The 15,998-nt window shown below is 70.0% G+C and carries 9 protein-coding genes and 1 pseudogene; 7 read left to right on the top strand and 3 right to left on the bottom strand.

The genetic code is table 11. The features are described 5' to 3' along the window. Positions 1 to 9: 9 nt before the first annotated feature. The 6 genes from ACFW6A_RS28480 (at position 10) to ACFW6A_RS28455 (ending at position 8,121) form a co-directional block, all read left to right on the top strand. A complete protein-coding gene (locus ACFW6A_RS28480) occupies positions 10 to 915 on the top strand; it encodes a sugar ABC transporter permease (RefSeq protein WP_351855991.1) in 906 nt (301 codons plus the stop codon). Continuing rightward, entirely contained in the window at positions 912 to 1,811 is a 900-nt protein-coding gene (locus ACFW6A_RS28475) for a carbohydrate ABC transporter permease (protein ID WP_351855987.1), read from the top strand. Before ACFW6A_RS28480 ends, ACFW6A_RS28475 begins: the two co-directional genes overlap by 4 nt. A 26-nt stretch (positions 1,812 to 1,837) precedes the next feature. Further along, positions 1,838 to 3,892, top strand: a complete 2,055-nt coding sequence (locus ACFW6A_RS28470) for a beta-galactosidase (protein WP_351855984.1) — start codon at positions 1,838 to 1,840, stop codon at positions 3,890 to 3,892. A 29-nt stretch (positions 3,893 to 3,921) separates the two neighbouring features. Further along, positions 3,922 to 6,009, top strand: coding sequence for an alpha-galactosidase (locus ACFW6A_RS28465; RefSeq protein WP_386644015.1), 2,088 nt, complete (start codon positions 3,922 to 3,924; stop codon positions 6,007 to 6,009). A gap of 136 nt (positions 6,010 to 6,145) precedes the next feature. Continuing rightward, entirely contained in the window at positions 6,146 to 7,120 is a 975-nt protein-coding gene (locus ACFW6A_RS28460; RefSeq protein ID WP_386644063.1) for a LacI family DNA-binding transcriptional regulator, read from the top strand. A 155-nt stretch (positions 7,121 to 7,275) separates the two neighbouring features. Then, positions 7,276 to 8,121 carry an NAD(P)H-binding protein gene (locus ACFW6A_RS28455; RefSeq protein WP_351854944.1) on the top strand — a complete coding sequence of 282 codons (846 nt, stop codon included), beginning with the start codon at positions 7,276 to 7,278 and terminating at the stop codon, positions 8,119 to 8,121. A 106-nt stretch (positions 8,122 to 8,227) separates the two neighbouring features. Here the strand turns inward: ACFW6A_RS28455 and ACFW6A_RS28450 are convergent, their stop codons facing one another. Continuing rightward, positions 8,228 to 8,461, bottom strand: a complete 234-nt coding sequence (locus ACFW6A_RS28450; RefSeq protein ID WP_351854941.1) for an NlpC/P60 family protein — start codon at positions 8,459 to 8,461, stop codon at positions 8,228 to 8,230. Between the two features lie 135 nt (positions 8,462 to 8,596). On the opposite strand from ACFW6A_RS28450, the pseudogene ACFW6A_RS28445 reads away from it, so the two are divergent. Beyond that, positions 8,597 to 8,944 (top strand): annotated as a pseudogene (locus tag ACFW6A_RS28445) (MBL fold metallo-hydrolase); the annotation flags it as partial. Between the two features lie 467 nt (positions 8,945 to 9,411). On the opposite strand, the gene ACFW6A_RS28440 reads toward ACFW6A_RS28445, so the two are convergent. After that, positions 9,412 to 12,735, bottom strand: coding sequence for a GH32 C-terminal domain-containing protein (locus ACFW6A_RS28440; RefSeq protein ID WP_386476839.1), 3,324 nt, complete (start codon positions 12,733 to 12,735; stop codon positions 9,412 to 9,414). 132 nt (positions 12,736 to 12,867) lie between these two features. After that, positions 12,868 to 15,804 (bottom strand): GH32 C-terminal domain-containing protein, encoded by a 2,937-nt coding sequence (locus ACFW6A_RS28435; RefSeq protein WP_351854937.1) that lies wholly within the window; start codon positions 15,802 to 15,804, stop codon positions 12,868 to 12,870. Positions 15,805 to 15,998: the final 194 nt, after the last annotated feature.

The raw sequence follows: 15,998 nt of genomic DNA, 5'->3' as shown, positions 1-15,998 counted from the left end.
AGGTTCTCCGTGAAACCCACCACCGCATCGGCGCCCGACCGTCCGCGCCGGCCCCTCGCCCCCTATGCCCTCCTCGCACCCTTCCTCATACCGTTCGTCCTGTTCACCCTCGTCCCGGTCGCTTACGCCTTCTGGCAGAGCCTGCACAAGACCGCTCGGACCGGCGGTACCTTCGGCAAGACCCGAACGGTCTTCGCCGGCCTCGAGCAGTACGGGCGGGTGCTGGGAGAGGACTACTTCAGCGAGAGCCTGCTGCGCGTCCTCGGCTTCGCCCTGGTGCAGATCCCCGTGATGCTGCTGCTCGCCCTGGCCCTTGCCCTGCTCCTCGACTCGGCGGTCGCGCGGGCGAAGAGGTTCTTCCGGCTCGTGTACTTCGTCCCGTACGGCATCCCCGGCGTCGTCGCCGCCCTGATGTGGGCCTTCCTGTACGACCCGCGGCTGTCGCCCGTGGTCGACCTCCTGCGGTCGGCCGGCGTCCAGGCCGACCTGCTCGGCCCGGACGCGATCCTCTGGTCCATCGCCAACGTCGTCACCTGGACGTACACCGGCTACAACATGCTCATCATCTACGCCGCCCTCCAGGCCGTGCCGGCCGACATAGCGGAGGCCGCCCGTATGGACGGGGCGAGCGGATGGACCATCGCCCTGCGTATCAAGATCCCCATCATCCGTCCGGCCCTCGTCCTGACCGGGGTGTTCTCCCTCATCGGAAGCTTCCAGCTCTTCACGGAACCACAGGTCTTCCGAACCATCTCGACCAGCGTGACCAGTACCTACACCCCGAACATCGCGGCCTACTCGCTGGCCGCCGGCGACAGTTACAGCGAGGCCGCCGCCCTGTCCGTCGTCCTCGCGGTCGTCACGTTCGTCCTGTCGTTCGCGTTCCTGCGCTTCACCACCAGGAGGCAGGGATGAGCCTGCTCACCCTCACCGAGGGGGCCCACCACCCCACCGCCGCGGCCCGCCGCCGACGGAGCGTCGGCTTCGGTCCGGCCCTCGCCGTCACGTTCATGGCCGCGGTCGCCTGCTACATGCTGCTGCCGGTCTACTGGCTGTTCGTCTCGTCGACCAAGAGTCAGGGCGACCTGGTCACCACCCCCGGATTCCTCACCGCCGAATGGCACCTGGGCGACAACCTCTCCTCGCTCTTCGCCCAGCAGGACGGGATCTACCTGCGCTGGCTCCTCAACAGCCTGCTCTACGCGGGCGCGGGCGCCGCCGTCGCCACGCTGCTGGCCGCCGCCGCCGGCTACGCGCTCGCCAAGTACGCCTTCCGCGGACGCGAGGCCGTCTTCTCGATTGTCCTGGGCGGTGTCCTCGTGCCGGCCACCGCGCTGGCCCTGCCGCTGTTCCTGATGTTCGCCGAGTTCGACGCCACGAACACGTTCTGGGCGGTGTTCCTGCCCAGCGTCGTCAGCCCGTTCGGCGTGTACCTCTCCCGCATCTTCGCCGCCGCATCCGTCCCTGACGAGGTGATGGAGGCCGCTCGCATGGACGGTGCGGGCGAGTTCCGCATCTTCCGGACCATCGCGCTGCGTCTTATGGCGCCCGCCCTGGTGACCGTCTTCCTGTTCCAGTTCGTCGTCATCTGGAACAACTTCCTGCTGCCTCTGATCATGCTCCAGGACGAGCGCCTCTACCCCGTCACCCTCGGGCTGTTCACCTGGCAGACGCAGACGAGCCGCCTGCCCGAGCTGCAGACCCTGACCATCGTGGGCGCCCTGGTCTCCGTCGTACCCATCGTGCTGACCTTCCTTCTCCTGCAGCGCCACTGGCGCGCGGGCCTCGCCGCCGGAGCTGTGAAATCGTGAACCACCCCGCCCACCCTCTCACCGGCGTGACCCGCGCACTGGGCGGGATCGCCTATGGCGGCGACTACAACCCGGAACAGTGGCCCAGAGAGGTCTGGCGGGAGGACGTACGCCTCATGCGCGAGGCGGGGGTCAATCTCGTCACCGTCGGCGTCTTCTCCTGGTCCCGTATCCAGCCGTGCCCCGGCACCTATGACTGGAGCCTTCTGGACGAGGTCCTCGACCTGCTGTACGAGCACGGCATCGCCGTCGACCTCGCCACCGCCACCGCCGCCCCGCCCCCGTGGTTCACCCGACAGCACCCCGAGGCCCGCCCGGTCACCGCCTCCGGCACGCGCCTCGCCCACGGCAGCCGGCAGGTCTTCTGCCCCAGCAGCCCCGCCTACGCCGACGCCGCCGACGCCCTCGTCACGGCCCTGGCGACCCGCTACGCAGGCCACCCCGCCGTCGTCATGTGGCACGTCCACAACGAGTGGGGCAACCACAACGCGCTGTGCTACTGCGAGACCAGCGCGGAGGTGTTCCGCGTCTGGCTCCAGGAGCGGTACAAGACTCTTGACGCGCTGAACGACCTGTGGGGCACCGACTTCTGGAGCCAGCGCTACGGCGACTGGGCCGAGATCGACCCGCCGCGGGACACCACCGCGTTCCGCAACCCCGGGCTGGAACTCGACTACCACCGCTTCTCGTCCGACGCGCTGCTCGCCCGCCACCACGCCGAGACCGACATCCTGCGCAGGATCGCCCCGCACCTGCCGGTCACCACCAACGTGATGGGCACACTGGAGAAGAAGGTCGACGGCCACGCCTTCGCCGCCGCGTGCGACCTGGTCTCCGTCGACCACTACCTCCCGGCCGCCGACCCGGACGGCCACATCGATCTCGCCCTCAACGCCGATCTCGCCCGTGGCATGGCAGGCGGACACCCCTGGATGCTCATGGAGCACTCGACCTCCGCCGTCAACTGGCAGCCGGTCAACGTCGCCAAGCAGCCCGGCGAAATGCGCCGTAACAGCCTGACCCACCTCGCCCGCGGCGCGGACGGCGTGATGTTCTTCCAGTGGCGCCAGTCCCGCGCCGGAGCGGAGAAGTGGCACTCAGCGATGCTTCCCCACGCGGGCACCGAGAGCCGCGTCTGGAACGAGGTCAAGGCCCTCGGCGCCGAACTCGCCGCCCTCGGCGAGGTGACCGGCAGTCGTGTCCGCAGTGACGTGGCGCTGTTGTTCGACTGGCACACCTGGTGGGCGCTGGAACTCCAGGCCCGCCCCTCGGAGCACCTGCGGTATCTGGACGTGGTCCGGGACTGGTACGAAGCGCTGTGGAGGCTGAACATCACCTGTGACCTCGTCCCGCCCGGCGCCGACCTCACCGGCTACCGCGCCGTCGTCGCCCCCAACCTGTACCTGCTCGCCGACGCCGATGCCGCGAACCTCACCCGCTACGTCGACCAGGGCGGTCACCTCGCCGTCGGCTGCTTCAGCGGTGTCGTCGACGTGTACGACCGGGTCCGCCTCGGCGGCCACCCCGGGGCGCTGCGCGAACTCCTCGGCCTCGTCGTGGACGAGTACCTGCCCCTGCGTGCTCAGGACCACGCCCTTCTCGACGACGGCTCCCGCGTCCGGCACTGGGCGGAGCGCGTCGAACCCCGAGGCTGCGCGACCGTCACACGCTTCGCCGACATCGACGACGGCGGTCCGGCCCGCGGCGGCCCCGCCGTCACCCGGCACGCCTTCGGCCGGGGCACCGCCTGGTACACGGCCTGCCGCCTGCCGGCCTCGGCCCTGGGCGAACTGGTCCGTTCCTTGTGCGCCGGAGCCGGAGTCGTCCCCGTGGCCGAGGCCCCGCCCGGGCTGGAGGCGGTGCGCCGTCATGGACGCGACCACACCTACCTCTTCCTGATCAACCACACGCGGGACACGGTGGAGGTCGCCGTCGGCGGGACGGGGCTCGCCGGAGCCGTGATCACCGACGGCCGGGCGGCCGTACCGCCCGGCGGCGTCGTCGCCGTCCGTGAGGGCCGCAGGGCCGCTCCGGCCCGGCCGTCCCGCCCCGCGGGCATCTCCGCCGGGAGCACCCCGTGAAGGCGGGGCCCGCTTCGGCGGTTCCACCGGTGCGGATCGACGGGGCGAGCGGCACGATCCTGCTGCGCACCACCCGCAGCGCTTACGTGCTGCGCGCGGACAGCGCCGCCGGGGCTGTGCTGCACGTCCACTGGGGTGCCGTCCTGCCGTGGGCCGACGCGGTCGCGCTGCCGGTGTGGGCCGAGCACGACGACAGCTTCGCCGGGCGCCGGGACGGGGTGGAGGAGTACCCGGTCGACGGGGGAGCCCGATTCGGTGTTCCCGCACTCGAAGTCCGCTTCGCCGACGGCTCCAGCCCGCTCGAACCCACGGTCCAGGACCGCACCCGGCCACTGGCCTGGGACCTGCACTACCGCGTTGCCGCAGGCGGGGACGTACTGGAACGCTGGACGGAGTTCCACCACACCGGTACCGCCGACGACGGCGACATCCTGCTGCTGCGCTACGCGGCGGCGCACTGGCCGCTTCCACAGCGCTCGTCCTGGCGGATCGGCTCCGTCCACGGAGGCTGGTCCCGCGAAGGCCGCCTCGACAGGTCCGGCCTGCCCGTGGGCGAGACCATCCTGGGCAGTCGGCGCGGCCACACGGGCCATCACGCCAACCCGTGGGCGACCCTCGACACCGGGGACGCCGGCGAGGAACACGGCGAGGTGTGGACCGTCGCGCTCGCCGCGAGCGGCAGCTGGCGGCTCACCGCCCAGCGCACCGCGGCCGGCCGCACCGGTGTCATGGCCGGCGAAGGCCATGAGGGCATCGAACTGCGCCTCGCACCCGGCGGCACGCACCGCACCGCGGTCAGCCTAGCGCTGTACACCGACCGCGGCTTCGGCGGCGCGTCCCGCGCCTTCCACCACCACCTGCGCACCCACGTCCTGCCCCATCCCGACGAACTACGGCCGGTTCTCTACAACTCCTGGGAAGCGACGTCGTTCGCCGTGACCGAGGAGAACCAGATCGCCCTCGCGAAACGCGCCTCGGCCCTCGGCGTCGAACTGTTCGTCCTCGACGACGGATGGTTCCGGGGCCGTGACGACGACCGGGCCGGCCTCGGGGACTGGGCGCCCCACCCCCGACGCTTCCCCCGGGGACTGCGCCCGCTCGCGGACGAGGTCCACCGTCTCGGCATGGCCTTCGGCCTGTGGGTGGAACCCGAGATGGTCAACGCCGACAGCGACCTCTACCGCCGGCATCCCGACTGGGTCCTGCACCTGCCCGATCGCACCGCGACCGAACTGCGCAACCAACTGGTCCTGGACTTCTCCCGCCCCGAGGTCACCGACTGGGCTCTCGCGTGGCTGCGCCAGGTCGTCGCCGACAACGCGGTCGACTTCCTCAAGTGGGACTTCAACCGGTCCTTCAGCGAAGCCGGCGTGCCGGGCCCCGCCCCCGACGCCAGGCGTGTCCACGTGGACCACGCCCGCGGCGTCCACCAGGTGCTCGACCGCCTGCGCGCGCAGTTCCCACACCTGCGCATCGAAGCCTGCGCGGGCGGCGGAGGGCGCGTCGACCCGGCCGTCCTGGCCCGCACCGACCAGGTGTGGACCTCGGACAACACCGACGCGGTGGACCGCCTCGCCATCCAGCACGGCTTCAGCCAGCTGTACCCGGCCGGCGTCATGTCCGCATGGGTCACCGACAGCCCCAACCCGTTGACGGGCCGCGCCGTCCCCATCCCGTTCCGGTTCCACAGCGCCATGGCGGGCGTGCTCGGCATCGGAGGTGACCTCACCCGCTGGACCGAGACCGAACTCGCCGAGGCCGGCCGGCTCGTCCGGCTCTACAAGGACATCCGCCCCGTCGTGCAGCAAGGGATCCAGTTCCGGCTCCTGGACCCGGGCGAGGAACCGCTGACATCCGTGCAGTACCTCGATGCCTCCGGCGAACGTACGGTCGTGCTGATCTGGCGGACCTCCCCGGCCTTCGGGACCTCGTGCCCTCCGCTGCGGCTGCGAGGACTCGCGCCGGAAGCCCGGTATCGCGATGAGGCGACCGGGCGGGAATGGTCCGGCGCGACCCTGACCGGATTCGGCATGCCTCTTCCGGAACTTCCCCGGGGTGACTGTGCCAGCGCTCTGGTGCGCCTGCGCCGGGTTGACGGGCGGGGACGAAATACGTAGCGGCCACCAGGAAGGTGAAGCGACGGTGCCGCGTGGGCCGCGGCAGCTTTCGGACGCACAGCGCCTCACTCGCGACATCGGACGTGGCATAGGGTGGCCTTGGAAGGGAGCGTGGGCTGTGCGTGAGCGGGTCACCATGGCAGATGTCGCCCGTAGGGCCGGAGTGTCGTCCGCCACGGTCTCCTACGTGCTCTCCGGAAAACGGCACGTGGCCCCCGAAACCAGGGCTGCCGTCGAGGCTGCCATAGCCGAGCTGTCCTTCACAGTGAACACCACGGCACGCAGCCTGCGCACGGGACGGTCCAGCCTGGTGGCACTGATCGTTCCCGACATCGCCAATCCCTTCTACGCGCAGCTCGCGGCCACGTTGCAGGAGGAACTTCGAGAGCGCGGACTGCACGTCGTCGTCTGCAACACGGGCGCGCGCCGTGACGAGGAGCAGGCGCTCCTGGCGGAGGCCGTGCAACAGCGGTTCGCCGGCGTCATCATCACCCCCTTCCGGCTCAAGCCGCGCGACTTCGAGCCCCTCACCGACGCGGGCATGCCCGTCGTGATCAGCGCCGATGTCGCCTTCGGCCCGATCGACCTCGTGACACCCGACGCCCGGGCGGCCACCCGCTCGGCGCTGGAACAGGTCGCGGCGGCACAACGACGGCGCATAGCCATGATCGCGGGGCCCCGGGACGCCACGGGCGGCGACCCCCGCCTGGAACAGCTCAGGGCACTGGCGCTCCAACTCGGCATGGCGCTGCCCCATGAACTGGTCGTCAGGGGCGAACACACGCGAGAAGCCGGAGCGGCCGGGTTCGCCGAGCTCATGAGCCGCCGCCACCGTCCCGACGCGGTCTTCTGCGGCAACGACGTCATCGCTGTGGGGGCCATGGAGAAGGCGCACGAGCTGGGCTTCGACATCCCGCGGGACGTCGCCCTCATCGGCCACGACGACGCGTCCTTCGCCTCCTTGGTGCGCCCCCGGCTCACCACCATCCGCTATCCGGCCGCCGAGGTCGCACGGGCAGCCGCCCGCCTGCTCACCGAGCGGCTGGACGGCCGTGAGGTCCACAAGACGGTGCGGGTCAAAGCGGAATTCGTGGCACGCGCGTCCGTCTGACGCGTTCGACGGACCCATATCGGGACCGACTCGCCCCAGCGCCTTCGCCGAACCCGAAGGCGCCTTTTCTGTCATTATGTCCGTTCTGAGTGTGGCTGCTCCGCAGTCGGGCGTGGTCACCAGGGCCGTCATGTTCGCGTATCGGAGGGGGAGGCATGACCGTACTGGTCACGGGCGCCACCGGCAGGGTCGGCCGCCACGTGGTGGGCGAGCTGGTGGAGCAGGGGCTCCCGGTCCGTGCAGCCCATCGGCAGGTCAGTCGACCTTCCGGCACCGCGCCCCGCGTCACGTTCTCCTTCACCGACCCCCAGACGTGGCGGGAGGCGATGCGGGGCGCGACCTCCATGTTCGTGATGCGGCCACCACAGATCTCCGACGTGAAGAAGGACATGCTGCCGGCACTGTCCGCGGCCCGCGAGTACGGAATCAAGCGCATGGTGCTGCTCTCCCTGCAGGGCGCCGACCGGAACCCCGCGGTGCCCCATCACGCGTTGGAGAGGTGGTTGCGCGATTCTGGACTCGAATGGACGTTCGTACGTGCAGGCTTCTTCATGCAGAACCTCTCCACGACCCATGCAGCGGAAATCCGCGACCGCGGCCAGATCATCGTCCCGGCGGGAAGCGGCCGTACGTCCTTCGTCGACGCCAGGGACGTCGCCGCCGTCGCCGTTCGCGCCCTGACCGGCGACACGCTGGTACGTAGAGCCGTGACCCCTACGGGCGCCCAAGCCCTCACCTACGCCGAAGCGGCCGACCTGCTCGGCGCGGAACTAGGCAGGACGATCGACTACACCTCACCCGGACCGGTCGCGTTCTGGCGCCATCGTCGTGCCTTGGGGACTCCGCGAGCCGAGACGGCCGTCATGCTCGCGCTCTACAGCGCCTGCCGCTTCGACCTGGCCGCAGGCATCACCCGTGACGTCCAAGACGTCCTCGGACGCGAACCGGTCTCCTTCGACCGATTCGCCCACGACGAACGCGAAGCCTGGTTGGTTCGTTGAGGACGACGAGCGGGGCGGTTCCGGCAGGCCGGCGACGAGCTGGTGCACTGGCGCATAGTGGCGGCCCCGCCCTCGCCTGCGGGGTCGCCACCAGCGGGAGGCTCTGTCAGTAGCCGTTGGGGGTGAGGACATCGACGTAGATGGGGTCGCGTTCGGTGCCGCCGAGGGTGACGGTGTCGTACTTGACGCGTCTGTAGCAGGCGTTGGCGTCGATGGCCTGGCCGCCTCCGATGTAGATGCCGGTGTGGTCGAGGTCGCCGCCGTAGCGGATGCCGTCGTTGGGGTCGGTGTACCAGAAGATGAGGTCGCCCGCCTCGCAACGGGTCGGACCGGCATTCACGGGAGCGCACTCGAGAACGAGGAAGAACGGTGAACCGGTACGCGCCGACGGGGCGTTGGGCCCCTGCTGACTCCAAGAATCAAGAACGGCTTTTGGCCCAAGAACCACACGGACTATACGCCCCTTCCCGGCGCGTGGCCGGACATTCACATGTCGCCCGCGCAGGGGGTGCAGGCCCATCTTGACCTGCAGGGAGGTGGTCCGGGTGGGGTGATGCTGCCGATCCACTGGGCGACCTTCAACCTGGCTCCGCATGCGTGGGCGGAGCCGGGGGAGTGGACGAAGTACGAGGCGGAGGAGGTCGGCCAGGCGGTGGCGTTTCCGCGTCCCGGTGAGCCGTTCGAGCAGGTGGGGAAGCTGCCTGCGGATGCTTGGTGGCGTGGGGTGTCTCAGCCGATCGCTCATCCGTGGCGCCGACCGAAGCAGGCGCCGACTCCTGCCGAGGCGTCCGAGCGTGATCTCGACCTGGCGGGTGATCGGTGACGTCGGGTGGTGAGGACGGGCTGGGCAGGGTCGTGGCCCTGCTGGCTCGTCTCTCGGGCGAGGAGCGTGATCGTGTGGTGCGCGCTCTGGATGGCCCGTCCCGGCGGGAGCCTTCGGCGAGTACCCCACGGTTCGTGCCTCTGCCGACCCAAGATAGTTCGTCCTCGGTTGTCGTCCGAACACGCATTGTGGATGCCAGATTCACACCGAGGTAATGAGCTGCGTCTTGCCCTTTTCGGTGTCTTCGTGACGATGCCGTTCTACACGTTCGATTCCTTTCAGGCGCTTTCCGGGCGGGCTTCATTTTCTCGGATTCTCTCTGAGGCCGGCCGGTCCTGGGGGCCTGCTGCGTGTGGATGGTTGTGAGGCGCGGTGACCTACCCGCATATGCGGCTGCTCGGCCCGCAGCATTGAGGCTGCGGGCCGAGCAGGACGTGCCGAGGAGACGGTGCGGCTGGGCTTCCGGGTCAGTCGGTCATGTTGCCCATCTTCCAGACGGTCATGGACTTGACGGTGCTGCCGTCGCCGAACAGACGCAGGCCGAGGGAGTCCTGGCGGAAGGGGTAGGCGCGGGTGGTGATGGACTTGTGGTCGTTCGCGTACGCCTCGATCATCGAGCGGTCAAGGAAGACGTCGAGGGTCAGGGTGTTGTCGGTGAGGGTCAGCGGGCCCTTGTGAATGCCGAAGCCGGGCTCGGCGCTGGAGTTGTTCCCCGACCGTGACCGGTCAACGCCCAGCTGTCCCGCGGGAGCGTCGTAGAACAGGCGGGTCCGTTCCTCGTCGCCGGGGCTGCGGAGTACGTCGAGGCCGAAGGTGCCGGCGCTGCCGCGTTCCATGGTCAGCTTGATGTGGAGCATGTCGCCCTTGATGCCGGCCAGGCGGTTGTTGGCGTCGGCAAGGGAGGTGGGGGTGGTGATGTCCAGGAGCGGTGCTCCGGTGTGGAGGCGGGAGACCTCCTCCACGGGGCGGAAGCCGAGGTCGCCGTCGGGGCGCATGGACAGCTCGATGGGCAGGCCGGCGTTGTGGGCCCAGCCGGCGTCGTAGTGGGCGCGTTCGGTGCGCCGGTCCTGGGCGATGCTGAAGACGAGGGAGCGTCCCTTGTCGTCCACCGTTCCGCTGGGGCCGGTGAAGTGGTCGCCGTAGTCCATGAGCTTGGGCTCGGTGGTGTCGGGGGTCCAGCGGCGGTTCGCGGCGTCCCAGGTGCCGACCCAGTAGTAGACGTACTTGCTGCTGTACTCGCCGGGGCCGGCGGGGAAGGCGGGGTTGATGAGCAGGGCCCGGCGTTCGCGTCCCTGGGAGTCCTTTCCGATGGGCAGGAAGGTGGGCAGCTCCCAGACCTGTCCCGTCTTGGGGTGGGCCGCCACGTCACCGACCATGAGGGGGCCGGAGTAGGTCCAGTCGGTGAGGTTCTTGGAGGTGTAGAGGAGCGCGGTGCCGCCGATGTCCCTGCCGTCGGTGCTCTGGACGCCGGATCCCATCAGCTGGAACCAGGTGTCTCCCTCCTGCCAGACGAAGGGGTCACGGAAGTCGCCGAAGCGGACCTTGCGCCCGGCGCCGACGTTCAGGTCGGCGGTCTGGCTGGTGACGAGGGTGGGGTGCATCTTCCACTCGACCAGGTCGGTGTCGGCGGGATCGACGGGGCGGGCGAGGCCGGTGGCCTGGTTGGGGCGCTGGGCGTCGTTTCCGGCGGTGAACAGCAGGACGGGCACGCCGTCCTTGTCGTAGGCGGCGTCGCCGGACCAGACCCCGTCGGGCGCCACGCTGTCTTCGGTGGGTGCGAGGGCGACGGGCAGGTCGCGCCAGTGGACCAGGTCCGTACTCACGGTGTGTCCCCAGGCGATGTTGTGCCAGTAGGGGCCGTGCGAGTTGAACTGGTAGAAGAGGTGGTACTTGCCCTTGTACTGGATGGGCGCGTGAGGCTCGTTCATCCAGTGGTTCGGGGCGGTGAAGTGGTAGCCGGGGCGGTAGCGGTCACCGTCGTAGCGGGAGCGGTCCATCTCCATCTGCGCCTTGGGGGTGGTGCCGCCCGCGAAGGTCTGCACGTCCTTCTGGTGGCCGGCCGTGACCGATGCCGGGGTGAGGGCGCTGTTGTGGATCTTCACCTCGTCGATGAGGCCGTTGAACATGTTGACGGCGAAGGTGCCGTTGATGATGGCGGGCTGGTTGTGGCGGCCGATGATCAGTGGGACGTCGGCCTTGGCCAGCCGTGCGCTCGTGGGGATGGTGGTCTGGGCGACCTGCTCACCGTTGAGGAAGAGCCTGATCGCTCCCTCGCCAGGGGCGAATACGGCGGACAGGTGTGCCCACTTGCCCGCGGCCAGGGCCGCCGGCTTCGGGACCGTCACCTCGTACCAGGCGTCGCCGGTTCCGATGCCGAACTGCCACCTGCCGTGTCGGCCGACGCCGAGGGAGAAGCCCCGCTTGGCGGCCTTGTCCTGCTGATTGACGACGACGGACGGCTTGCCGTCGTCTCCCCACTCGAACGCACGCGGCGCGACCCATGCCTCGACGCTCAGGCCGTCCGTGGACAGCTGTGACTGTGACGCAGCGCGGGTGACCCAGGTGGAGTAGCCGTCGAACAGCAGGGCGCCGGAGAGCACGCCGTCGGCCTCGTTCTTCGGGCGCCAGAGCGGGTCGCTGTTCGGCTTGTACTGCGCGTTGGTGAAGACGTAGCTGATGGGGTCGGCGGCCTGGCTGACCTTCTCCCGGGTCGTGGTGCCCTTGCCTTCGGTGAAGTCCCAGTGGGCGGCCAGTCCCCTCTGTGAGGGGTCGGGTGCGGGGTCGGTGCCGACGCGGACATCGTCGAGGTTGATGTGGCCCCAGCCGCCGGTCGCCTTGTCCACGAGGGTGATGCGGAGCTGCTTGCCGAGGTGTTCGCGGGCGTCCCAGGTGACGCGGCGGTACGCCTCGTCGTCGGTGCCGGTGGCCTTGTGCAGGACGGTCCCGTCAAGGGTGGTCAGGGCGGCGTAGAGGTCGGCCTCGTTGCGTCCGCCGGAGACCAGGACGCTGACCATGCCGGAGCCGGTCAGGGTGAACGGCTCGGACGTCACCGTTCCGGTGAGGGCGTCGCTGCCGGCGGCGAATCCCCACAGGTGGCGGGTGCCCGCCTGGTTGAAGCAGCAGCCCCAGCCCCAGCCGGTCTTGTCCGTGACGGCCCCGGTGAAGGCGGTTCCGGTGGTGGTCCAGCCCTTGAGGTCGCCGGTCTCGAAGCCGGGGTTCGACAGGGTGGTCACGGCGGGTGCGGGGTCGGTGCCGACGCGGACGTCGTCGAGGTTGATGTGGCCCCAGCCGCCGGTGGCCTTGTCGACGACGGTGATGCGGAGCTGCTTGCCGAGGTGTTCGCGGGCGTCCCAGGTGACGCGGCGGTACGCCTCGTCGTCGGTGCCGGTGGCCTTGTGCAGGACCGTTCCGTCCGAGGTGGTCAGGGCGGCGTAGAGGTCGGCCTCGTTACGGCCGCCGGAGACCAGGACGCTGACCATGCCGGAGCCGGTCAGGGTGAACGGCTCCGACGTCACCGTCCCGGTGGCGGCGTCACCGCCCCCGGCGAATCCCCACAGGTGGTAGGAGCCCTGCTGGTTGAAGCAGCAGCCCCAGCCCCAGCCCGGGTCGTCGGTGACGGCCCCGGTGAAGGCGGTTCCGGTGGTGGTCCAGCCGCTGAGATTTCCTGACTCGAAGCCGGGATTCGACAGGCTGGTTTCGGTCGCGCTGGCCGTCTGCGTCATCAGGGGCGACGTCAGGCCGAGACATATCGCGAGCGCGAGCAGCAGCCGCGTCAGACTGCTTCTGGTCACGCTCGGTGAATGTGCTGGTGCACGGGTTCGCATACGAACCTCCGTCGGTGTGGGGATGGGTTGATCGGGTGGAGCAGGACGCCGGCCCTGGGCGCGGCACAGCTCAGGGCCAGCGCGTGTAGGGGGTGGGGGTCAGGGGAGCCGGACGGGGACGTTGACGTCGGCGACGTTGATGTGGCCCCAGCCGCCGTCGGCCTGGTCGACGACCTCGATGTAGACGCGGTCGCCGATGTGGGCGGAGAGGTCGAAGACGACGCGGCGGTACTGCTCGGTGCTGCGGCCCGTGGCCTTGGCCAGCACCTTGCCGTCGTCGGCGCGGACGACGGCCGCGTAGAGCCGGTCGGGATCGTCGCCGCCGGACACGAGCAGGTCGACCACGCCGTCGCCGCCGAGGACGACGGTGGCGGAGCGCAGGACGCCGATGGCGCCGTCGCCGCCTCCGGAGGGGTTGAAGCCCCACAGGTGATGGCCGGCCGGGTCGTTCTCGGTCTCGGCCTGGTAGAAGGGCCCGCCCCAGCCCCAGTCGGTGCGGGTGGTGACGTTGGCATCGCTGAAAGTCGTGCCGGAGACGACGGTCCACCCGGTGAGGTCGCCAGTGGCGAAGTCGTGGTTGGGCAGCGCGTCGACATCCGCTGGCCGCGGCGGGTCGTAGACGGCCGGTGCGGCCGGCGTGTCGTAGGCGCCGTTCATGCGCCAGACGTCCAGGGAGACGACGCGGGCCGACCCGCCCTCGGCGGTCAGGCGCAGACCGGTGGCGTCCTCGCGGGTGGGATAGACACGGCTGGTGATGCTGTGTGTGCCGTTGACGTACGCCTCCAGCATCGAGCGGTCGAGCAGGACCCTGAGCGTCAGACGCCCGCCGTCGAGGTCCACGCTGCCGCCGTGGACGCCCTTGCGGACGTCCGGGTCGAGGCTGGAGCGTCCGCGGTCGATCAGGAAGCGCCGCTCGGCCGTGTCATAGGTCAGCAGGGTCTCCTCGGTGCCGTCGGCGCAGGCCCGGACCCCCAGGGTGATGGTCCGCGCACCGCGCGGCTCAATGACGGCGTGGATGTCCAGCAGGTCGCCGGAGACCCCGGCGAGCCGCCGGTTCGCCTCCGCCACCGACGCCTGCCGAATGCGGGCCAGTCGCGGCCCCCGCAGACCAGCAGCCTCAGCGATCGGCTCGACGCCGAGGGTGCCGTCCTGGCGCAGGGAGACGGACACGGGCATGCCGGCGTTGTGCGCCCAGCCGGACTGGGCGTGCTGCTGCTCGGTGCGGCGGTCCTGGGTGATGCTGAAGACCACGGACCGGCCGTCGGGGGTGATGAAGCCGGACGGGCCGGTGAAGTGCTCGCCGAAGTCGAACTCGCGCGGCTTTTCGTGGTCGGGCACGAAGCGGTGCTCGCGCTTGTCGAAGGTGCCGATCCAGTAGTACGTGTGCTTGACGGCGTTCGGGTTGAACCCCTCCCACCACGGACAGAGCAGCAGGATGTGCTTACCGGTCCGCCGGCCGCCGGGTCCGGGGAGCGGAAGGAGCACCGGAAGCTCCCACACCTCACCGGGCTCGGGCACCTTCGCGAGGTCGTTCCAGTACAGCGGACCCTGGTAGGTCCACGGGCCCTCGGGACGGCGGGCCGTGTAGAGGAGAGCGGTTCCGCCGTGCTTGCGGGTGACCTGCGCGCCGTCGTAGTCGACGATGCCGCTGCCGACGAGCTGGTACCAGACGCCGTCCTCCTCCCAGACGAACGGGTCGCGGAAGTTCTCCGCCCACGCGGTTCCCGGACCGGCCGGCAGCTGCGCCGGGGCTTCGGTGACCGGCTCGGGGCGCATCGTCCAGGTGAGCAGGTCGGTGTCGCCGTCCGCCTGGTAGGTGGACACGGCGATGCCGGTGCGCTGGCGGTAGGGCAGCCGGTCGTCGCCGCCGGTGAAGAAGAGGACCGGTCCGCGGTCGCCGTCGACGCAGGCGGATCCCGACCAGATGCCGTCCGGGCCGGCCGAGTCCGCGGCCGGGGCCAGGGCGATGGGCAGATCGCGCCAGTGCACCATGTCGGTGCTGACGGCGTGGCCCCAGTGGATCTGGCCCCAGAACGGTCCGAGCGGGTCGTGCTGGTAGAAGATGTGGTACTTGCCCTTGAAGTACACCGGGGCGTGCGGCTCGTTCATCCAGTGCCAGGGCGGCAGCATGTGGAACTGGGGGCGGTGCCGGTCACCGTCGAAACGGGACCGGTGGGGAGCCAGGTCCGGGCGCGGCACGCGGTGACCGGGAAGCGCGGCGACCTTCTCGGCGTGCTCACGCTGCGCCGTCGCGTCGTCCACGGCGCCCGGGCGGATCACGAGGCTGTCCATCAGGCCCATGTACATGTTGGCGTGGAACTCGCCGTTGAGCAGGGTCGGACGGTTGTGCTTCCCGATGAGCAGGGGTTCGCCCGGCGCGGGCTCGGGGGCCTTTTCCGGGGCGGCGGCGGTACCTATGAGACGGCCGTCGAGGTACAGGCGCAGCTGGTGGGCGGCGGGGTCGTAGGTGGCCGTGACGTGGTTCCACCTGCCCTTGGCAGCCGGCCGGCCCGCGCCTCCCTTGACCTCGATCAGATCGGTGCCGAAGCCCAGCTGGAAGACGATCTGCCCGAAGCGGCGCAGTCCGAGCAAGAAGCCCGTCCTGGCACCCGGGTCATGCTGGTTGACCAGGGCCTGGGGCTTGCCGTCGATGCCGTGCTCGTAGGCGTAGGGGGCGATCCATACGTCGATGGTCATGCCGCCGGCGAGGTCGAGCTTGCCGGGCCCTTCGGCGGTCACGCAGGTGGAGTAGCCGTCGAAGTACAGGGCCCGGCCGCGCACGCCACGGCGGCGTACGGGGTCGCTGTCGGGCTTGTACCGGGCGTCGTTGAAGACGTACTCCACCGGCGTGGCCGAGCCGGAGACCGCCTCGCGGGCGACCGCGCCGGACCGCTCGTCGAAGTCCCAGCGAGCGGTGGGCTTTTGGGGGCCGCCGGTCCGGCCTCCGGTGGCGGCGAAAGCGGGGGCGAACGAAAGCGGCACGACGGCGCCGCCGACGGCGGCGGATACGACCCTGAGGGCGGTTCTTCTCCTCATGCTGCCTCCTGGGCTGCGTGACAGACGGCGACCTGACGGCCTGCCAATTCGATTTAGGTGATGGGTCGGCATGGTTCGGGCGCCGTCGCCGCTAAAGCAAGAGCTAACGCATACGAATTTCGACTTCGCGCTACCTATAGGGGTGCAAATCGGTACAGAAAGTCACCGTTACGCAGGCGAGATGTCCGGGGTGT

Source organism: Streptomyces sp. NPDC058758, from assembly GCF_042746075.1.
Classification (GTDB): Bacteria; Actinomycetota; Actinomycetes; order Streptomycetales; family Streptomycetaceae; genus Streptomyces.
The sequence above is the reverse complement of the archived record's forward strand: the minus strand, read 5'-3'. Positions and strand labels throughout refer to the sequence as shown.

Bases quoted from the DNA above. Each gene is read 5' to 3' on its own strand.
- ACFW6A_RS28475 (WP_351855987.1), top strand. From the start codon at position 912: ATGAGCCTGCTCACCCTCACCGAGGGGGCCCACCACCCCACCGCCGCG.
- ACFW6A_RS28460 (WP_386644063.1), top strand. From the start codon at position 6,146: ATGGCAGATGTCGCCCGTAGGGCCGGAGTGTCGTCCGCCACGGTCTCC.
- ACFW6A_RS28455 (WP_351854944.1), top strand. From the start codon at position 7,276: ATGACCGTACTGGTCACGGGCGCCACCGGCAGGGTCGGCCGCCACGTG.
- ACFW6A_RS28435 (WP_351854937.1), bottom strand. From the start codon at position 15,804: ATGAGGAGAAGAACCGCCCTCAGGGTCGTATCCGCCGCCGTCGGCGGC.